This window comes from uncultured Cohaesibacter sp., assembly GCF_963556055.3.
In the GTDB taxonomy this organism is placed as follows: domain Bacteria; phylum Pseudomonadota; class Alphaproteobacteria; order Rhizobiales; family Cohaesibacteraceae; genus Cohaesibacter.
Genome location: NZ_CAUVYE020000012.1, coordinates 35,887 through 56,715, shown reverse-complemented (window position 1 = coordinate 56,715; position 20,829 = coordinate 35,887). Strand labels below are relative to the sequence as shown.

General features: G+C 51.9%; 17 protein-coding genes. 10 read left to right on the top strand and 7 right to left on the bottom strand.

Annotated features, from left to right (window positions below; all coding sequences use genetic code 11):
* Positions 1–25: 25 nt before the first annotated feature.
* The gene (locus ACHZB8_RS06620; RefSeq protein WP_394706134.1) at positions 26–160 is read right to left on the bottom strand and encodes a CoA-transferase; all 135 of its coding nucleotides are present in this window, start codon (positions 158–160) and stop codon (positions 26–28) included.
* 483 nt (positions 161–643) lie between these two features.
* On the opposite strand from ACHZB8_RS06620, the gene ACHZB8_RS06615 reads away from it, so the two are divergent.
* The 6 genes from ACHZB8_RS06615 (at position 644) to ACHZB8_RS06590 (ending at position 7,996) form a co-directional block, all read left to right on the top strand.
* Entirely contained in the window at positions 644–1,921 is a 1,278-nt protein-coding gene (locus ACHZB8_RS06615) for a multidrug effflux MFS transporter (protein WP_316859473.1), read from the top strand.
* Between the two features lie 74 nt (positions 1,922–1,995).
* The gene (locus ACHZB8_RS06610) at positions 1,996–2,820 is read left to right on the top strand and encodes an enoyl-CoA hydratase/isomerase family protein (protein WP_316859472.1); all 825 of its coding nucleotides are present in this window, start codon (positions 1,996–1,998) and stop codon (positions 2,818–2,820) included.
* Position 2,821: 1 nt separating this feature from the next.
* Complete coding sequence (locus ACHZB8_RS06605; protein ID WP_316859471.1) at positions 2,822–3,694, top strand: hypothetical protein; 873 nt, start codon at positions 2,822–2,824, stop codon at positions 3,692–3,694.
* A gap of 51 nt (positions 3,695–3,745) precedes the next feature.
* The gene (locus tag ACHZB8_RS06600) at positions 3,746–4,816 is read left to right on the top strand and encodes a fumarylacetoacetate hydrolase family protein (RefSeq protein ID WP_316859470.1); all 1,071 of its coding nucleotides are present in this window, start codon (positions 3,746–3,748) and stop codon (positions 4,814–4,816) included.
* Between the two features lie 353 nt (positions 4,817–5,169).
* On the top strand, positions 5,170–6,420 hold the full coding sequence (locus ACHZB8_RS06595; RefSeq protein WP_316859469.1) for an MFS transporter: 1,251 nt from the start codon (positions 5,170–5,172) through the stop codon (positions 6,418–6,420).
* A gap of 343 nt (positions 6,421–6,763) precedes the next feature.
* Positions 6,764–7,996, top strand: a complete 1,233-nt coding sequence (locus ACHZB8_RS06590; protein WP_316859468.1) for an anaerobic sulfatase maturase — start codon at positions 6,764–6,766, stop codon at positions 7,994–7,996.
* A gap of 200 nt (positions 7,997–8,196) precedes the next feature.
* Here the strand turns inward: ACHZB8_RS06590 and ACHZB8_RS06585 are convergent, their stop codons facing one another.
* From ACHZB8_RS06585 to ACHZB8_RS06570, 4 genes are all read right to left on the bottom strand, one after another.
* Positions 8,197–8,406: a cold-shock protein gene (locus ACHZB8_RS06585; protein ID WP_114011246.1), complete on the bottom strand. Its 210-nt coding sequence runs from the start codon at positions 8,404–8,406 to the stop codon at positions 8,197–8,199.
* A gap of 676 nt (positions 8,407–9,082) precedes the next feature.
* A complete protein-coding gene (locus tag ACHZB8_RS06580; RefSeq protein ID WP_316859467.1) occupies positions 9,083–9,403 on the bottom strand; it encodes a hypothetical protein in 321 nt (106 codons plus the stop codon).
* 115 nt (positions 9,404–9,518) lie between these two features.
* Positions 9,519–10,433, bottom strand: coding sequence for a bifunctional methylenetetrahydrofolate dehydrogenase/methenyltetrahydrofolate cyclohydrolase FolD (gene folD / locus ACHZB8_RS06575; RefSeq protein WP_394706132.1), 915 nt, complete (start codon positions 10,431–10,433; stop codon positions 9,519–9,521).
* Positions 10,434–10,481: 48 nt separating this feature from the next.
* Positions 10,482–12,170, bottom strand: a complete 1,689-nt coding sequence (locus ACHZB8_RS06570) for a formate--tetrahydrofolate ligase (protein WP_316859466.1) — start codon at positions 12,168–12,170, stop codon at positions 10,482–10,484.
* Positions 12,171–12,351: 181 nt separating this feature from the next.
* On the opposite strand from ACHZB8_RS06570, the gene ACHZB8_RS06565 reads away from it, so the two are divergent.
* Both ACHZB8_RS06565 and ACHZB8_RS06560 read left to right on the top strand, forming a co-directional pair.
* Complete coding sequence (locus ACHZB8_RS06565) at positions 12,352–13,509, top strand: saccharopine dehydrogenase family protein (RefSeq protein ID WP_316859465.1); 1,158 nt, start codon at positions 12,352–12,354, stop codon at positions 13,507–13,509.
* A 426-nt stretch (positions 13,510–13,935) separates the two neighbouring features.
* Positions 13,936–15,126 (top strand): saccharopine dehydrogenase family protein, encoded by a 1,191-nt coding sequence (locus tag ACHZB8_RS06560; protein WP_316859464.1) that lies wholly within the window; start codon positions 13,936–13,938, stop codon positions 15,124–15,126.
* Between the two features lie 84 nt (positions 15,127–15,210).
* On the opposite strand, the gene ACHZB8_RS06555 is transcribed toward ACHZB8_RS06560, so the two are convergent.
* Positions 15,211–16,947, bottom strand: coding sequence for a U32 family peptidase C-terminal domain-containing protein (locus tag ACHZB8_RS06555; protein ID WP_316859463.1), 1,737 nt, complete (start codon positions 16,945–16,947; stop codon positions 15,211–15,213).
* A 247-nt stretch (positions 16,948–17,194) separates the two neighbouring features.
* Here ACHZB8_RS06555 and ACHZB8_RS06550 point away from each other — a divergent pair, with 247 nt between their 5' ends.
* Positions 17,195–17,815: a hypothetical protein gene (locus tag ACHZB8_RS06550; protein WP_316859462.1), complete on the top strand. Its 621-nt coding sequence runs from the start codon at positions 17,195–17,197 to the stop codon at positions 17,813–17,815.
* A gap of 51 nt (positions 17,816–17,866) precedes the next feature.
* Positions 17,867–18,808 (top strand): rhodanese-like domain-containing protein, encoded by a 942-nt coding sequence (locus ACHZB8_RS06545; RefSeq protein ID WP_316859461.1) that lies wholly within the window; start codon positions 17,867–17,869, stop codon positions 18,806–18,808.
* Between the two features lie 104 nt (positions 18,809–18,912).
* Here the strand turns inward: ACHZB8_RS06545 and ACHZB8_RS06540 are convergent, their stop codons facing one another.
* Positions 18,913–20,709, bottom strand: coding sequence for a monovalent cation:proton antiporter-2 (CPA2) family protein (locus ACHZB8_RS06540; protein ID WP_316859460.1), 1,797 nt, complete (start codon positions 20,707–20,709; stop codon positions 18,913–18,915).
* Positions 20,710–20,829 lie beyond the last annotated feature (120 nt).

Below are 20,829 nucleotides of genomic sequence, written 5' to 3'. Positions count from 1 at the left end.
ATCACATGGACGCTAGCCCGCATGATCAAATCAGGTTTTTGCCCGATCCCGGTTCAAGGAGTGGAGGGGTGCCCACCCCCATAAATCCACCAAACATGATGGACATGCCGTCGTGAAAGTAATCGCTCACCTTCTCTAGCTCTATGATTTTGGATTGCATTTTCCTGCTTTCATTCAGATTTCATTTTCCGGAACATCACATGGACGCTAGCCCGCATGATCAAATCAGGTTTTTGCCCGATCCCGGTTCAAGTGCTCGAAAACGCGTTCATGACAGAAATGGCTGTGTAGCGTGTGGCGGTAGAGGAGGGGGGAGGAAGTCAGGAATCCGATTGCCTCAACGACTCAAGAATCCATGCGACTGAAACGTCAGACTGCCTCTCCCTGATGCAAGATTTCCGGAAAATTTGCCGGGTAATCTAAAATGCTCCTTTTGGATTTCCCCTCACATCCGTGAGGTTTTATCTGCTCTTTCGCTATGTTTTCTGCCAACTTCAGCCAGATTTTCAGATCGCTTCAAAACACTGTTGACACAGAATATATATATATATATTTTTTGTCCAGCAACGATTTTCGACACTCGCCCCGAACGGATACGACGCGATCAACGCAAGAGAGGGGCTGACAATTTGGGAGGTCAAGAATGGCTACTGAAACAAAGACTGGAGGGGTGGATCAGCCTCGCAGTTATTCTGTTCCAATGATTATCACATTGGGATTCCTCGTATCGATGGGGGCTCTTCATCTCGATCCGATCGCATCTTCACTACCTGCCATGGCAACGGCCCTCGGTGTTGCCAAGAACGCCACGGTATATACAGTCTCCGCATTTTTCTTCGGCATGATGATCGGTCATATTGCGATTGGTCCCTTCTCTGACATTTTTGGTCGCAAGAAAACGATCCTGTTTGGTCTGGTTCTGTTGGCCATAGGCAGTGCAAGCTGTGCGATCGCACCGAGCATGCAAATTCTTCTTGCAGCCAGAGCGTTGCAGGGGCTTGGCGGTGCCGCGGTGATGTGCACCGGTCGTGCCGTAGGCGGCGACGCTGGGAAAGGCAAAGCTTCAGCCAGCATGCTTAGCTATATGCAGGTGGTTTCGGCAGTTACGCCAATCATCATGCCGCTTTTGGGGCAATCCGTTTCTGCTGCCTTTGATTGGCGTGCGGTTTTCTGGGCTATGGCGATGATGAATGTTGCATTGATTGTTGCCGTTGCACTTTTCCTCAAAGAAACCTCTTCTACAGCAGGGCGTGAGGGTGCCTTCTCGTCTTTGGCCAAGGACCTGAAAGTTGTATTTACCCAACCGGGTTTCATATTGTTTGCAATGACATTCGGTTTCGGGATTTCAACTTTCTTCTGCTATGTTGGTGCATCGGCCTTCGTCTTCCAGAACGAATTGCACATGGATCCGGGTACATTCTCGGTTCTGTTCTCCGGCCTTGCCGCATCGATGGTCGTTGGGGGGCTCGTCAGCAGCTTTTTCACAAGACGGTTCGAACCATTTGCCTTCGTTGTAACCGTGTTCATCCTGCAATGCATTGACGCTGCCACGGTCATCTATCTTTTCAAAACCGGACAGGCAACAATCCCCGTTATCGCAGTGTTGTTTGGCTTCATCGCCTGCACTACGTCCATCGTGATCCCGGTTGGCTTGTCTCTGGCTCTTAGTGAATCCGGTGCGATCAAGGGATCTGCTGCCGCCTTCTGTGGCTTCGCACAATACTGCTTCTCCATGATTGTCACCTCCTTCCTTGGAACGGTCAAAGCAACAGGTTCCGTTGGTCAGGCTTGTGGCGTGGCCATGGTCGTGACCACGCTGGGTGCAATCATCACAGCCTTTGCCGGCCGGGCGGTTATTCGCAAGCGCGACGCGGCTCTTTCCGCCGATACGTCAAAGCTTCCAGCTCAGAATGCACATTGATGCATCAACCACAATAAACGCTGCCCAAGCGCGGGCAGCGTTCTTCAAACCAGAAAGATATTTTGGAGGAATGAATGTCCTACAAGTTCGATAAATCCGTCCCCTACAGAACATATTTGGAAAATTATCAAGAATGCTGGCGCGATCTGGCCTATCTGAAACGCGAAGATGGCATCCTTGAGGTCCGGTTCCACTGGAACGACGGCCCCTGGCGCTGGAACGAGGCCATGCACGGCGCGTTGATCCCTTTCTTTGCCGATATCTCGCACGATCCGGACAACGAATGCATCATCATCACAGGAACAGGCGACTCGTTCCTGAACCAGTTCGATGCAGCGACTGCCCAGCCAGCCACGGACCGTTCCAAACTGGTGACCTATGACTGGTGGTGGACGGTGCAGACACGGATGCCCGGTGCCCTCATTGATATTCCGGTTCCTGTCGTTGCCGCCATTAATGGTCCGGTTTCAATCCATCCGGAAATCGTTCTGCTTTCAGACATCGTCATTGCAAGTGACAAGACCGTGATCGTGGACCGCCATCTCAAGGATGCCGGACTGGTGCCTACCGACGGGACAAACATTCTGTATGACGAGCTGTTCGGCCACAACCTTGCCCGTTCCGCACTATATATGGGCACCGAAATCGGTCCTGAACGTGCACAGGAACTGGGGATCTTTACCGAAGTGCATCCTATCGACAAGGTTCTGGAGCGTGCTTGGGAAGTTGCGCGCAATACCATCATGCCTGTTCCCCGCATTCACCGCCGCATGGCACGTGAAGGACTGATCCAACCCTTCCGTGAGGCTTATGCCAAGGCGATCCGGGCAAGCATGGCCCACGAATGCTATGCTGCAGAAGCCAAGCCATCGGGCATTCCGAAAGGCGAAGGCCTGTAAGATGTCCGGTTCGTTTCAATCTGAAAACCGCAAGGAGGGGGAGTTATCCCCTTCCGACATTGGTTACATCGATCTCGACCATGTAGTTCTGACGGTCGAAAATCTGGATAAGGCCGTCAGCGAATTTGCCGATTACGGCATTGTTGCCGCTCCTTCTCAGCTTGAAGGGAACAGCGACACTCCTGTCGCCGGTGTCCGGCATCTTGTCTTTAAGGCTCCAGCCAATGATATCGCCAACATGATCGTGCTCTCACAGCCCGGGCCTCCCACTCCGGTATTGGTTGCCGCGTCAAAGGATCTGGAGGAAACCCGCCAGGTTCTCGGCTCTCTGGGCCTTGCCAATGGTGATGTTGTCAAGGTCCCCGATCGGAGTTGGATTGATCCCTCTGACAAGACACGTCACCCGATTCTGGCGAGCCGGTTGGCGATGGCAAACACTGTTCCGATGGCCGTAAACGCGACCCATGCGGCGGCTTTGGCCACCTACCATCTTCCAGGATTTCAGACCCATCGCCATGGCGTTCAACGTATGGTCGGGGTCGACATAAAGGCTTGTGACGTAACCGGAGTGGCCAAATGGCTGGGTCTGGTGCTTCACGGGAAAGCGGCGAAAGGAGACGGTGAAGGGTGGTCCGTCTTCACAAGAGACTGTTTCATCAGAGTCTATCCTTCCGACGATGAAACAACAGGTGTGACCGGGATACTGTTCGAAGTGTCTGATCTGGATTCCCACTTGAGCGCGTTGCCCCCTCAAACGCGTGAACAAGCAGACAGTTCCGGTCAATTAGGCATCACGTTCCCCCCGACGGAACAGGTTTCGGTCACACTCACGTTCATTGGAACCAGCACGCTTGCTGACCTCTTGAAACAGTAGAATTCAAACAGACAAGAGCACAATGCTCGCAGAAAAAAAGGAAAAGCAGACATGCGATTTGTGACCTTTGAAATATCAACCCCCTTGGGCCTTGCGCGCCGCTCCGGGGTTCTGACCAGGGATGGCTCGTCCGTCATCGACCTCGCCGCCGCTCGCGAAGTGTTCGTGAGTGACAAAGGGGTTCGGGAAGCGGCCTTGCAAGCTGAGTTTGATTGCCCGAGCGATTTGCTCACTTTCATGGATCGTGGAGACAGGGCGCTTGACGCTGCGCGTGAAACCTTCGACTTCGTACTATCGAAAGGGGTGACATCCAGCAAGGACATCAAGGTTTTGTATGGCCTCGATGAAATTACGCTGCTTACGCCGTTGCCAGTTCCCCGTTCAATTCGTAACTTCTCTCTGTCGGAAAAGCATATGCTTGATTCCATTGAGACAATGAAGAAAAAGATCGGAGGAATGGAGCCGTCTCTGACACGGATTCCACCTGAATGGTATAACCTTCCGGCCTACTATAAAACCACGCTGTGGGAAGTGTATGGACCAGAGGAAATCGTTCCCTGGCCAGATCTTACAGCCAAATATGACTATGAACTGGAACTGGCTGCCGTGATCGGCAAAAGGGGACGTAACGTTTCCAAGGCGAACGCGAAAGCCCATATTTTCGGCTTCATGCTCTACACGGACTGGAGTACCCGAGATTTCCAGCAACGGGAGATGAGCATCAATATGGGGCCGGGCCTCTGCAAGGACTGCGCAAGTTCACTCGGCCCATGTATCGCGACCCCGGATGAATTTGACGTCGAGAAGGCGCGTCTTGTTGCGCGGATCAACGGAGAGGTCTGGACCGATACAACGACCGCACTGCAATTCACGTTTGAAGAGCTGATCGAATATGTCACCCAAGTTCAAACCATCATGCCCGGAGATATCTTCACCAGCGGAACGGTTCCCGGAGGGAGCGGCAGTGAGCAGGATCGTTGGTTCCCTGAAGGATCCGTTGTGGAACTGGAAGCGGAAGGGATCGGCATTTTGCGTAACACGGTCGGAAAGCGAGGTGAAGCTGTCGCTCTTCCGAAATCGCAGCAGAGCTATATGCGCGCTGTTCGGCATGATGCCCCATAAGTCAGTCTTTGGGTGGTGAGCCCGTTGGTCGGGAAAGGAAGTTCAATGAAAAATGCATTTGCTCAATCACTGCGCATCAAGCGCGTTTTGAAACAGGCATGCCTAGCGCTGAACCAGTTTTCCCGGCCAAACCATACCGGTTTCAAATTCGGTTGAAGGGCTTGTTCCCCATGATTTGGCTTGTCTCACAAAGCACATTAAGGGCTGGAACACGACCGCATGATAGGGGTTCATGCTGTACAGGTTCCATAGATTTACAATCAAATACGGTGAGTAGTCGTAAAGCTGTTGCCTGACAGATCTCCGGAGGAAAACGGTGTCAAAAATCTGGTCGGCGACAGGGAGGAAACAAGATGAATGACGTCTCTGTAAAGGTTTCGGGAAGAGACTGGTTTGTGGCAACGGTTGCCGGAATGGCATCCTATATTGATGCCAGTGCCGTTGCATCTACCAGCGTGGCCTTGGTCATGTATCAAAATGCACTCAATCTGGACAGCATGAAAATCGGCTATCTTTCTTCATCGATAGCACTCTTCATCGCACTTGGTGCGTTGCTAGGCGGCCGCTTGGGTGACAAATATGGCCGCAAGAGAGTCTTCAGCGTAACGATGCTCGGTCTTGCCGTTGGGTGCGTCATCATGGCGGTAGCACAGAATTTTGCAACCCTGCTGATCGGGACCGTGGTTCTTGGCTTTTTTGCAGGAGCGGATTTGCCTGCATCTCTTGCACTGGTCGGAGAATGCGCCCCCAAGGGCGCGCGCGGCAAGATGATCACCTTTTCCCAGATCCTCTGGAACGTCGGTATTCTCATCACCCAGATTATTGTCGCAATCGTCTCGGACATGGATGCCCTGGGCGCTCGATTGCTCTTCTGCCACTTGATTATCGTTTCCGTTATCGTATTGCTATTGCGTATTAAACTGCCGGAGTCAGCACAGTGGACGAAAGAAAGCAGCAAGGTCAGGTCCGGTGGTGGCAACGCCAAGGAAGAGGTCAGCATCTCAAAGATCAAGAGCCTTCTGCAAAAACCATATCTGCCGCTGTTCATCGGACTGGGACTTTTCTATGGCCTCGCTCAAATTGCGGCGAGCATCAAGGCGCAGTTTCTCAGCTACATGTTTGTGAATGTGGCCCATAGCACAGTCCGCGCCTATTCGATGGCATATATCTGTGTCATGGTCGTCGGTCTTGTTGCCATGTTCCTGTTCATGCGCGTGGTCGACGGTCCACACCGCAGAAAATGGTTTGTAGCTGGTGCCGTGAGTTTCATCTTGAGCTTTGCCGTCCCTGCGGTTTTCGGGGTCACGGTTCCGACACTCTTCGTCAGCTCTGCTCTGTCCGGATTTGGGGCGGCTCTCGCGTTCGAGGGCATGATGAAGGTCTGGGCGCAGGAATTCTTCCCCGTGTTGCTGCTTTCAACGGCTCAAGGTAGCCTGATCGCATTTGCCAGAATTCTGGCTGCCATCATGGCAATTTGGGCGCCATCCTTGTTGATGCTCAATGCCAGTGGCTTCTTTGCGTTTCTTACGGGCGTAATGGTTGTTGCAATGATCATCGGATTGCGGCTGTCTTTCGTGTCCCGAAATTCCGTCGCAACGGCGTGAGCGGTTTAGTCATATCGAGTCAGATCCATCAAGTCATTTTCGATTTGGTGGATTTGATCACTACAGCGCTCATATCACAGGGCCTTTGCAGATCAAGAAGATGCAAGGGCTTTGATCCAATCTTCGGAGATGGACGAAACCCGCATTGTCGCCTCGGCATCAAGGCTCAGCCGGCAGGCATCTCTTTGCTTGCATTTGGCGCGAAAGCGGAGCCTTTGGCTTCGCAGTGAAATCAAAATTTCATATCAAGATACTATGGCATCGGTTAGGCTTGTCGCGCCGTCTTCTTTGCAGCCCGCGTTTACCGCATGAAAGGACCGGCGATAATACCAAGGAGTTTTGAGTGTCCCGTTCCATAGCCCGCCGTCCCTTTCATCTCATGGCCAAACCGACTGGCTTTCGTTGCAATATCGCCTGCGACTATTGCTTCTATTTGCAAAAGGACGCCGGAACTCTCAAATCCCATTCACAACAACGATGCATGGATGATGAAACCCTGGAAGCCTATGTCCGCTCCTATATCGAAGCGAGCCCGGAAACGGATGTCGACTTTGTTTGGCAGGGTGGCGAGCCAACAATGGCCGGTGTTGGCTTCTTTGAAAAGGCCGTGGCGCTTCAGACCCGCTTTGCCAAGGGAAAGACGGTTCGCAACATCATTCAAACCAATGGGCTGCTTATCGATGAAAATTGGGCCTCATTCTTGAAACAGAACGAATTTCTTGTCGGGATATCAATAGACGGCCCGGCGGATATACATGATACTCATCGCGTTGCTCGCAACGGCAAAGGCGTGCATGACAAGGTTGTCACCGCGCTCGAACTGCTGAAGAAGCACGACGTCGCGTTCAACATTCTCGCTGTGGTGAATGCCACGAGCGCACAACATCCGCGTGAGGTGTATGACTATCTCACAAAAGATCTGGGAGCCACGTTTGTGCAGTTCATTCCCGCCGTCGAACAACGCCTCCAAGGCACAATGTTCGGCGCATTGCTCCCCCCCCAAACCGAAAGCCACACCGCCGAGGTAACAGACTGGTCCGTTTCAGGCCAAGCCTACGGCGAATTCATGATTGGGGTCTTTGATGAATGGGTTCGCCGCGATGTCGGCAGGGTCTTCGTTCAGATGTTTGACAATGCCCTCGCCACATGGCTTGGTGAGAGAGCCTCTCTATGTGTTATGCAACCGACATGCGGTTCGGCGCTGGTGATCGAAATGAATGGCGACGTCTATTCCTGCGACCACTATGTTTATCCCGAACATCGGCTCGGCAATATCAAACGGGACAATCTTGCCTCGATGATCAGCAACCGCAAGCAAAAGGCATTTGGCATGGCCAAGGCGGATCTCCCGAAGAAATGTCTTCAATGTTCATGGCGCTTTGCCTGCCATGGCGGATGTCCCAAACACCGGATCCATAACATAAAGGGCAAATGGCACAACCATCTTTGCGAGGGATATATGGCGATATTCTCGCATATGGATCCCTATATGCGATACATGGCGGAACAAATTCATCGCCAGCAATCTCCCGCTTCGGTGATGAGCTTTGCCCGTTCTATCGGGGCTCAGACCTGAGAGATTCAAGGCCCGGCTTGAGACTGCTTGAAAAAGGCACAATCAAGATACCCAGAGATGCCCGGCCATGTTGGAAATCCTTGAGGCAGGTCGGGTGGGGCAGGGCTGTTTTGAATAGCCCTGAAACGTAAAAAACCCCGATGTTCCCATCAGGGTTTCATAATTCATTTAAAGCCTTCAATGATCAGTTGGGTCGACAATTATCCAACAACTTTCAAGTTGTCTGCATTTTCCTTGCCATTACGACCTTCGACCATTTCATATTCAACCTTCTGACCTTCGGTAAGGGTTGTTAGGCCGGAACGTTCAACCGCGGAGATGTGCACAAAGGCGTCTTTTCCGCCTTCCGCCGGCTCGATAAAGCCGTAACCTTTTGTCGGATTGAACCACTTAACAGTTCCGGTTGCCATCTTAGATTTCCTTTTGACTTAGGGCCTTTTCCCTGGCGTACCTCATATACGGCAGGGGATAGTCTTCTCTCTGTGTTGGAAAGCTCCGTGGCTGCCACGGGGTTCCCTCTTGTCCAACTTTGAGAAAGAACCAACCCCTGAAGACTACATCATAGCCAGCAAAACCGAAAGAATAGAATTTCGTCGCCTGAAAAAACTCATCTCACTGTTACAAATAGTCTTTGCAATATTATCAATATCGGACGCTAATGTTATGAAATTAAATATAATTTTGAGACTTGCAATATTTTTATTACCGATCGTTATGATCGCTTCAAAAAGACAAGCTGCATATTTTTAAGGCCATTCTTTCTTGTCGCTTGCCATTTTTTAGTCACACTATTCGCAGCTTTTCCCCATTTTTCGTTGATGAAAATCCGAACTCTCAAGATGAATCCGTTGATCTTCGGCTGACAAAGTCGGACATAGTTTTCTTTATCTGGCAATATAACTTACAAATATTCAAAATAATTAGAAGAAACAGAATTTATACAAATATACTCAATATTGAAACAAAACGACACCTGTCGATGCGTTACGGTCCAGAAGCGCAAACAGATCTCCTGTTAATTTGCCCGAAAAAAAGCCCGCCGAAATGGCGGGCTGTCTTTTCACGAGAAGCATGCATTGGAAAGGTCTATTCAGTATAGAATTTCCGGCGCGCGTCTTGCTCAACGCTCAGAACCATTTGCAGTTCTGCCAATTTGCGAAACTCTTCTTCTTTTTGTTCTTCCGTTGTTGCTTCGTGCAGCTTTTCAAACTGATCGGCGATTGCCTTTTTCAGTTCGATTTCACGCGGCATAGAACCGGTTTCTTCAAGAATACGATAACCGGCCTTCAGGAAGGTATCATCAGTCTGCTTGGGTGGTTTGGGCTTGCGTGCCCTTTTATACCCCTCGAGCAACCCTTCTGCCTTCACCTTGGCAATAAGATATTCAGTGACGTCTTGCTTGGCCATAATTCACTCCATGAGACCGATCTGGTCTTTGTTCAAATATAAAACGGGACAATACATATTTCAATGAGCTCAGACCCTTGAGACCTTATGCTGATACCCAATCGTCGATGTGCGACTAGCCCAGCAAAGCGGCGTAATCGAGATCTTCAAGACCAGCTGCGCGGCGGGCCGCCGTCAGTGTATTGGCCATGAGCAAAGCAATGGTCATCGGGCCCACACCGCCAGGTACAGGCGTGATATGAGAGGCCTTTTCGGCGGCGCTGTCATAATCGACATCCCCGACAAGGCGGGTCTTACCTTCGCCTCGCTCCGGTGCTGCGATGCGGTTCATTCCCACGTCGAGTACGACAGCACCTTCCTTGATCCAGTCACCCTTGACCATCTGAGGGCGGCCGACGGCGGCAACAACTATATCAGCGCCGCGCACAACGTCAGGCAAGTTCTTGGTGCGGCTGTGAGCTATGGTGACGGTGCAGTTTTCCGAAAGGAGCAGGGCTGCCATGGGCTTGCCGACGATGTTGGAACGTCCAATCACCACCGCGGACTTGCCGTTCAGATCTCCAAGGCAGCGACGGGCCATGATCAGGCACCCTGACGGCGTGCAGGGAACAAGTGCCTTGTCGCGTGCGCCGGTCGTCAACAGCCCCACATTGATGGGATGAAAGCCGTCGACATCCTTTTCCGGCAGAATCAACTCGAGAACCTTGCCCTCGTCAATGTGATCGGGCAGGGGCAATTGCACCAGAATGCCATGAATTGATGCATCCTCATTCAGGCTTTGAACGAGAGACAGAAGCTCTTCCTCGCTGGTTGTTGCAGGCAGCGCATGTTCGACCGAATGGAAATTGCATTCAAGCGCAGCTTTCCCTTTCGACGCGACATAAACCTTGCTCGCAGGATCTTCGCCGACAATGACCACTGCGATGCCGGGTGTCACCCCGGTTTCATCGATCAGCTTCTTGCCTTCGAGCGCGATTTTTTCCCTCAGTTCAGCGGCAATAGCCTTACCGTCAATGCGCATTGCACTCATCTGTTGCTCTCTTTCAAACAGGGATTGTTTTTTCCACCTATAACGGTCTTAGAACAGGCCTTCAATCTCGCCTTTGTCATTAAGGTGGATAGAATTAGCTGCCGGTTTGCGAGGAAGGCCCGGCATGGTCATGATGTCTCCGCAAAGAGCGATCACGAATCCGGCCCCGGCGGCCAGCTTGATATCTCGAATGACGACATTGTGTCCTGTTGGAGCCCCGAGCAGCTTCGGATCGGTCGAGAAACTGAATTGTGTCTTGGCCATGCAGACGGGAAGCGCTCTAAAGCCATCCGCTTCAAGCTGCCGCAGTTTTTCCTCGGCCTTTTTCTCAAGCCTCACTCTGTCCGCCCGATAGATCTCTTTCGCTATTTTTTCAATCTTGGCATGAAGTGAAAGACTGTCTTTGTACAAGGGAGAAAACTGCGTTCTTGAATGCTCGCAAAGGTCGGAGACCTTCTGTGCAAGTTCAATGGCCCCTTTGGACCCATCCGCCCAATGCGTGCATACAATGGCTTCATACCCCATTTGCTCGACACTATGCTTCACCGCTTCGACTTCCAATTCGTCATCGGTGTCGAAGTGATTTATGGCGATGACCAGAGGCACTCCGAATTTGGCAACATTCTCAATGTGCCGTTTAAGGTTCGCACACCCCCGAACAACAGCATCGACATCACAGGTTCCGAGCATTTTCTTTGCGACACCACCATTCATTTTCAAAGCACGAACGGTTGCGACAATGACCGCTGCGTCAGGAACAAGACCCGCCTTGCGGCATTTGATATTGAAGAATTTCTCAGCGCCGAGATCTGCTCCGAATCCGGCTTCTGTTATGACGTAATCGGACAGCTTGAGTGCAGCCTTGGTAGCAACAACAGAATTGCAGCCATGAGCGATATTGGCAAAGGGCCCTCCGTGAACAAAGGCCGGGCTGTGTTCGAGCGTTTGCACAAGATTGGGCTGGAAAGCCTGCTTGAGCAAAACGGTCATGGCTCCGTCAGCCCCAATATCGCGACAGGTCACGGCGGACTTGTCATGACGATAACCGATCACGATGGCACCGAGCCGATCCTGAAGATCCCTGATATTTTCTGCGAGACAGAGAATGGCCATGACTTCCGAGGCGACCGTGATATCGAACCCGCTTTCGGCAGGATAACCGTTGGCAGCTCCGCCAAGCCCTGTCGTGATCTGACGCAGAGAACGATCATTGAGATCCATCACGCGACGCCAGCTGACACGGCGACTATCAATCCCCAATTCATTGCCCCAATGGATGTGATTGTCGATCATGGCCGAAAGCAGATTGTGGGCCGAGGTTACAGCGTGAAAATCTCCGGTGAAATGAAGGTTCATTTCATCCATGGGCACAACCTGAGCATAGCCACCGCCAGCCGCACCGCCTTTCATGCCAAAACAGGGGCCGAGAGAAGCTTCTCTCAAACAGATCGATGCCTTTTTGCCAATCGCGTTGAGCGCATCCCCGAGGCCGACCGTGGTGGTCGTTTTACCTTCCCCCGCCGGCGTGGGTGAAATGGCGGTAACAAGGACCAGCTTTCCATTGGGCTTCGCGGACAATCCGGCAATAAGAGCTTCGGATAACTTGGCCTTGTCATGTCCGAATGGAATGAGTTGATCAGGGGAGATCGATAGGCTCTCGCCGATTTCAAATATCGATTTCAGGGAGGCATTTCGGGCAATTTCAATATCGGTCAGCATGCAACGCAGATCTTTCATTTCTTCGCGAATCCGAGGATCACAAGCATCTTTTTAACGCTTTTATTGCGAGTCGGGCTTGGAAAATCAAGGTGGTGAGCAATCTGTCGCAATTACCCCATATTGTGGCAATTTACCGATTTAAAACCGACGTTTTTACTGATATACCCGACACAAACAAGCAAAAAATGGGAACAGCAATATGCCTCAAATTCATTGGCTCGGTGCCGGACTGTCATCAGTTCCGGGCATTCGCCGACTTATAACCAAAAACGACAATGTTACACTCTGGAACCGCACCATCGAGAAGGCTGAAGCTGCAACAAAGGGCCTTGAAGGGGCTTTCAAGGTCAAGCAATTCACCATGCAGGCCCTTGCCGACGACGTTTCCAAGGGAGACATTGTTGTATCCATGCTACCGGCCACGATGCATCTGCAAGTCGCCAATCTGTGTCTTGAAAAAGGGGCAAACTTTGTCTCTTCCTCCTATATCAGTCCAGAAATGGCGGCCCTTGATGAAAAGGTCAGGGCACTCGATCTGACTTTTGTCAATGAAGTCGGACTAGATCCCGGTCTTGATCACCTGCTGGCGCACAAATTGATGTCCGACTACAAACAAAGCGCTGCTTTCGATCCGGGCAACAGCCATGAATTTCGCTCCTACTGCGGTGGCTTCCCGGCTATTGCCAATGACTTCAAATACAAGTTCAGTTGGTCGCCGCTTGGCGTCTTGAAGGCTCTCAAGAGCCCGGCAACTGCTATTCTCGGCGGTGAGGTCATCAAGACGGAAAAACCGTGGGATGCGATATCGGATTATTCCGCAAATCTTCCCGGCGGGTCTGAGCTTTTCCAGTCCTATCCGAACAGGGACTCGCTTCCCTTCATGACGGCCTACGGTATGGATGAAAACTGGAACATGCATACCTTCGTTCGCGGAACCTTGCGGCTTGATGGCTGGTCCGACGCCTGGAGCGATATTTTCAATTTCGTAGAGCACGAATTGGCTGGCCCCGATGGCGACGACAAGCTCGCCGCCATGAGTGAACAACTCTGGACTGATCATGCCTATGACGCAGGAGAACCGGACCGTGTCGTTCTTGTTGTGGAACTCAAGGCAAGCAGGGATGGCAAAGTTGTCTGGCACAAGGATTATGCTCTCGATAGCAAGGGCAATGAGGAATTCTCGGCCATGGCTCGCCTCGTGTCCATCACTGTAAGCCTTGCGGTTGAGTCGATCTTGGACAAGGTGTTGAGCGTTGGGGTGCAGGCTGCCCCTTCCGATCCGGCTACGATAGATCACTGGTTTGAAGAGCTGAGAAACTACGGCGATGCGTTTCATCTGACCGAACACACGGCATGATCGACACCTGCCGCGCAAGGCGAATCTGATTGAAAAAGAGCAACAGGCCCGGAGCAATCCGGGCTTTTTGTTTTTCATATCCGTAATAGTGAGGAGGTGAGGGCATATATGCACAATGCCCAAATAATGGGCATGCATAATATTCCGGCATTTTCGTCAATCGGGGCAATTCTGTCATCAATTTGCCAAATACGCTCGTCACATTGCCAATTTAGCCAGCAAACTATCTTGCGCCATTAGCCATTTGGCGTAAAGCTCCGAAAAACTTCAGTATGAGAAGCCCTCGAAACCGGCGCTCTTCAGAGTGCAGCATCCTGACACAGGATCACTATCGAGCCTCTCAAGAAGAAATTGCCAACCCGTGACATGTCCCCGGTGATGATAGCCACGATTGTAAAATGAAACTCATTATGTCGGAGCATTTTTATGATTGATAACACTCGCACAATTCATTGGCTTGGAGCCGGATTGGCATCTGTCCCCGGCATCCGCCGCATCATCGCCAAAGACTACCGGATTTGCCTCTGGGAGCGAGATCTTCGCAAGGCCGAAGAAGCAACGAAGGGTCTTGAGGGAAATTTCGATATCCGCATGGCCTCCGACGACGATCTGGCCGCCGTCATCGCACCCGGCGATATCCTTGTCTCCATGCTGCCCGCAAGCATGCATGTAAAATACGCCAAGCTTTGCCTCGCCAAGAAGGCCCATTTCGTGTCTTCCTCCTATATCAGTCCTGAAATGGCAGACCTGGACGCAAAAGCGCGGCAAGAGGGGCTGACATTCATCAATGAAGTTGGCCTTGATCCGGGAATAGATCATCTTCTGGCGCATCTCCTGCTTGATGACTATCGCAACAGTCCCTATTTCGATCCTGAAAATGACCATGACTTCCAGTCCTATTGCGGCGGCTTTCCGGCCATTGCAAATGACTTCAAATACAAGTTCAGCTGGTCACCCCTTGGCGTTCTGAAGGCACTGAAAAGCCCCGCACAAGCCATCTCGGATGGCAAGGTCGTACAAATCGACAAGCCGTGGCACGCAGTCAAAGACTATTTTGTCGAAACGGCCGGGTCAGTTGAGAAATTCCAGTCCTACCCCAACAGGGACTCTCTGCCCTTCATGCACCATTATGGCTTTGATGAAAGCTGGTCCGTCAAACAATTTGTCCGCGGCACCTTGCGGCTTGATGGTTGGGCCGAGGCATGGAAGGACATCTTCGACACGATTGATACCACCGAGGCCGACGAAGTCGAGGAAAAACTTGGACTTCTGAGCGACCGGTTATGGTCCGACCACGCCTATGATCTGGGCGAGTTTGACCGTGTCGTGCTTTGTGTTGAACTGAAAGTGAGCCGCGATGGCATTACCTTGTGGCACAAGTCGAAAAGCATCGACAGCCTAGGAACAAGGCACTCCAGCGCTATGGCCCGTCTCGTCTCGATCACTGTCAGTCTTGCGACCGAAGCCATTTTGAAGGGCGAACTCGAGGCCGGTGTTCAGGCCGCTCCCTCAGACCCGTCCGTCATTCGCAGCTGGATCGAGAAAATCGCTGAACTTGGCGATCTTGTGCATCACACCGACCATTGCATGCAGGCCCGCATCATCGCCGCGGAATAGCGTCAGGCATCAAGCATTACTGGGGAAGGGGAGGTCGTTCCTTCCCTCAAATGCGATATCGCCCCCCCCTGTCACAAGCATCCCTCAGGCATCCTTCTGTATGACTTCCTGACGCGCCTGTTGTTTTGTCAACAGTTTGCCTTGTTCGTTGCGGGCAAGCGCTGCGCGGGCTTTCTCATATTTGGGATCATGCCAGAATACCATGCAGCCATTGCATCCCCGACCACAACAGCCCTCGGTTCCAAGGCGCGGGCTTTTCTTGCTGCGCTTTGTCTGGTCTGCGTCAACCGCTTCCTGCAATTTTTCTTTCTTGCGTTGATAGAGCCCTTCGTCGCCCTTGCCCATTTCCAGGTCATGAGCTTCGCCGTCATGCTTCAGACGGGCCCATTGGGCGGGGGTGAGGGCGCGTTCCTTCCTGACCACTGTCATGACGGGAACATGCTCGCGCAAAATGGAAGGGTCTTCGTGATCAAAGAGCAAAAAGGGCACGCGAATTTCAGGATTGGTGCCCGGATTGACAACATCGGTCACCTTGCCATTTTTGGCATCCTCGAACTCGTAAAGACGAATGGCGATGGGGGCTCTGAGGTGAGGGGAGACAAACTCGAACACATCCCCGGCTTCCAGCTTGTTCTTGACCAGCACGATAAATGCATCTTCCCGAACCTCCTTGACCATTCCGGCAAACTCCCATTCCGCAAAGGTCGAAGTCTCTTCATAGCCATGGGCGTAATTGGTCAGACGGCCTTCGTGGAAGGCAAGTGTGTAGCCACGGTTCGGCACCGTCGCCAATTCTTCCATATAGAGTTCGGGATCCCAATTCTCGGGATCGGCGAACCAGTCATCCATCGCCATTCGGTAGGCGCGGGCAACAATCGCCACATAATAGGGGCTTTTGCCTCGACCTTCGACCTTGAGACTATCAATGCCGATCGACAGCAGATCCGGCAGTTTCGGCATAAGACACAAATCACGGCTGTTGAGGATATAGGATCCGCGCTCATCTTCGACAATCTGCATCAGTTCGCCCGGTCGCTGTTCCTCTTCCAGAAAGAAATCGAACAGTTCGAGATTCTCTTCGCTGAGCTTGAGTTCACGCACGGTGCCGTCGCGCATCTTCATGTGAACCTTGTATTTCCAACGGCAGCTATTGGCGCAGGACCCTTGATTGGCACCGCGCTCGGCCATGAAGTTCGACAGCAGGCATCGACCCGAATAGGTCATGCACATAGAGCCGTGTATGAAAGCCTCGAGCTTGAGGTCCGGGCATTTCTCGCGCACTTCAGCAAGCTCCGGATAGGACACCTCGCGGCCCATGACAACAAGGCTCGCACCCTGATCTTTCCAAAACTTCACCGACTGCCAGGAACAGACATTGGCTTGGGTCGAAACATGAAGCTCCAACTCGGGCGCCTGCGCCTTCACGAACATGAAGACACCGGGATCCGCCACAATCAGCCCGTCCGGTTTCACCTTGCGGACGGTCTCGACATATTGCGGCAGCTTGTCGATATCCTTGTTGTGAGAAAAGAGATTGAGCGTGAGATAGACCCGCTTGCCATGCTTGTGCGCAAACTCGATCCCCTCGACAACGTCATCCAGCGTCATCTGGGATTTGGTGCGCAGGGACATGTCGGGTGTGCCCATATAGATCGCGTCTGCGCCATACAGCACCGCCATCTTGAGTTTTTCAAGATTGCCCGCAGGCATCAGCAGTTCAGATCGGTCAGGACGTCTGACTTTGACAGGTTTGGCCATTTCGTCAGGCTGACAACTCATATCATTCTCCTCTGGCATCAAGGCGAGTGTGATATCAGACATGACACCGGGATTCCAGAGCGGAATCGCAGGGTGTCAAAGTGATCGTGCAGGCTCGTCAAGCCCGGCGGGGTCCTCTTCGATCACGATCGGACAACGCGATCATGTTAGCCAGGAAGCTCACAATCTGTAACTATTGTAACTTTTGCACAATTTACCCTGAGCGCAATCATTTCAATATGATATAATTAGAAACAAACCAAAACAGACGCGTAGCTTGTTCGATTTGTGAGAATTAGGGGACAATCACATGAAATCAACCGGATCTTATATAATCGATGCGAATTACCGCACCATCAAGCGCCGGTTGCAAGATCCCGATAGCCTGAAGTCCAATATTCCGAACTGTACTGCGATTGAAACAATCGATGACCATACGCGTTTGATAACCATCGACAGCAGGGTTTTCCCGGGCAAATCCGTACAATATCTCTTCCACTTCTTTGATGACGGAGCCTCAAGTCCGGCTATCGAGATCAATTGGCAAGGCACTGATCCGAATGTTGCAATGCCCAAAGGCGAGCAGAAAATCACATTCAGAAAAGTGGGTAGGAAAACTGTTCTTGAACAGGAAACAATTGTCACCACGACCATGAAGGGTAAAATTATTTCAAGCGATCCCGAAATTGTCACGAAACTGGTGGCCGGTTATTTCGAAAACTTCACAAAGGAATTCACAAAGAAAGGGAACGGCATGAAAAATGACAAACCCGAATTTGAAGACGTTCTGCATGAAGCCGAAAATCCTGTAGTCGAACTTGAACAGGAGGCCGAGCAGGCCGCCGCGCGTGGAGTCTTTGGCGGGACAGAAATGTGGGGGCTGATCGCTCTTGCTGTTGTAATTGTTTTCTTGCTCGTCTTTTTTCGGTAAGTTACAAGCTGCTTTATAAAGACAGTTTCAAAACAAATAGGCAGCCATTTAATGACTTCAGATTTCCGGTTTCATATCAACTGGTGGAGCGTTGCGTCCACCAGACTGGTGCGCGTTGCTTTTCTCTTTTCCATTTTTCTGTTTGGGGGACTTTTCCCATCCCAAGCGGGACAACCATTGGTATCGGCTCAGTGGCTCAACGATCATCTCATGGATGAAAATTTGCGTGTCATCGACTTGCAACAACCCGAAGGCTACGCGAAAATTCACATAGACGGAGCCGTCAACTCCCAATTTGCACGCTGGCGACAGCCAAAGCCGAAAGAAGGGCTCGTCCTTCCCAACACGCCATATCTTGAAAGACTGATCGGATCTTTGGGGATCGACAATGATACGCATGTCATTCTGGCACCCATCGGTTTCAATGCCAGTGAAATTGCCATTGCGACCCGCATTTATTGGACTTTCAAAGTCTTGGGACATGAAAATATATCAATTCTCGACGGAGGGCTGATTGCTTTCAGCAAGCTGAAAAGCGCTAGATGGTCAAAGCAGACAGTGACCGTCAGCCCGGCAAGCTATGTCGCCAAACCAGACTTGAGCATGGCGCCAAAGGCAAAAGATGTTCTGGCCGAATGGGAAAAGGGCACCTCACTGGTCGACTATCGCTCACCGGCCGAATTTTATGGAAAAGCAGGCGGAACCCGGCCCGGCACGATTCCTGGCGCAAAGAATCTTCCTTTCAGCTTGCTGGTTGAGCCTGTTCAGGGCGGCCATTTCCTGCCCAAATCCAGGGTCGAAGAAATCTTCGCAAAACATGATGTTCCAACGAGTGGCGAGCAGGTTGCTTTTTGCAATTCCGGGCATCGAGCTTCGTTGGGCTGGTTCGTCTCTCACGAAATTCTCGGCAACAAGTCTGTACGGCTATATGACGGCTCAATGAATGAGTGGGCCCAGTATCCGGACTATCCGGTCGACATTCCGAAAGACTAGTCCCCACCAGAATTCGGCACGCCGACATGTCTTCGGTCGTGCCGAATGATCGCAGCCATGGTGCTCGCCGTTCAATAGCCAGATCGCGCAAGCCGCATGCCCATTCACAACGGCGGCTGATCGTTCTTTTTGTCTTGCTGCTTCTGGTCTGGATGCTTGAGATAAGGGTCCATCATCGACGGGCTGTGGTTGCCCTTCTGGGAAGGATAGACCATACGCTCCAGGTCGCGCGTACGCACATCCTCCTCGATCTCCTCAATGCGTTCATTGGAAATACCCAACTGATCGAGAGCCTCGCGACCAAAGGTGATGCCGCTCTCGAAAGTCTCGCGGATATGAAAGTCAACTTCCTGCATGGCCAGTTGCAATGCGTGGGCACGGTCGGTCGCGCGACAGAAGATCTTGGCCTTTGGAAAGGAGGTCTTGACCAGATTGATCGTCTGGGTCATGACCGCTTCTTTCTCGACACACAGGGCGATGAGCATGGCATCATCCCCACCGGCAGCCCGCAAAACATCCTCGCGCGTCGCATCTCCATAGAAAACCGGCAGACCAAGCCGTCTTGCAGCGGTAATCCGACGGGGACTATTATCGATGGCCACAACACGCAAGCCCTCGGACATCAACATCTGGGCAACCACCATGCCAAAGCGTCCGAACCCGATGACCATCACCTGAGGCCCTTGGTCGTCAAACTCTTCCATCATCGTGCCGGAACCCTCTTCCTCAGCTTGCGGATACCGTTCCAGATAGAAACCATATGCCTTGCCTACGAGAGGCGTCAAAACCATCGACAGGATGACAATCGCCGACATCAGCGAAAAATATCTGCTTTCCATGCCAGAAGCTGTCGCGGCGGCAAATATGACGAATGCGAACTCTCCGGCTTGAGGCAGCACGACCGCGATGCTTTGGGCGTCGGAATTGGATGAACCGGTAACTTTGGCAAGCAACCAAAGGATCAGCCCTTTCACGGCCATGACGATGACAACGCCAAGCAGGACAAGCCACAAGTGAGACAGCGTGACAGGCAGATCGAGCGTCATTCCAACCGTGATGAAGAACAGGCCCATGAGCAACGAACGAAACGGAAAAATGTCGGCCTCAAGCGTGTGACGATAGCTCGATTCTGCCAGCATGATCCCGGCCAGAAAGGCTCCGAGTGCCATCGAAAGGCCTGCCCAGTGCATGAGGGCGGCGCTACCAAGCGCGACCAGCAGAGCCGCCGCCAACATGATTTCGCGGGCTTGCGTACTCACCAGAATCGAGAAGAGATGGGAAAGCAGATACCGACCAACAACGATCACCAGCAAAACAGCGGCAATGGTAATGCCGATTTGCTCCATCACAGAAACATCGCTTTGTTTGGGCCCGGCTGGTGAAAGAATGTCGACCATAGCCAACAGAGGCACGACCGCGATATCCTGCATGAGCAATATGCCAAATGCCCTCTGGCCGTAGGCAGAAGAAAAATCCCCCCTGTCTTTCAGGATCTGAACCGCAAACGCCGTTGACGATAGCGCCATGCCAAAGCCACCAACCATTGCGACATCCCTTGAAAGACCAAAGCTTGTCAAGATTCCGGACAGAACAAAGCCGGTGAGCAGAATCTGACTTGAACCAAGCCCGAAAATGTCGCTCTTCATGCGCCAAAGCCGGTTCGGGTTCAGCTCCAGCCCCAAAACGAACAGAAGCAGGACAACGCCGAGTTCCGCGATGGGGGTTACAGTCTCGACCGACTTGATCGCGCCTAGCGCATAAGGACCAATAATGATCCCCGCGACCAGATATCCGATGATCGCTCCGACACCAAGTTTCTTGGCAATCGGAACAGCAATCACAGCGGCTCCCAGATAGACAATTGCCTCAGAGAAAAACAGAGCATCAGACGGAGCGGCCATAGAGGTATCATTTCCTTCCATTCATTTTGCAGGTTTGGGTTCTGGAAACGCATAAACATGGATTCTGTCCAGATTATAGAACGCGGCGGGCTTGGTGCAAAACCGGATCTTTCCGAGAAC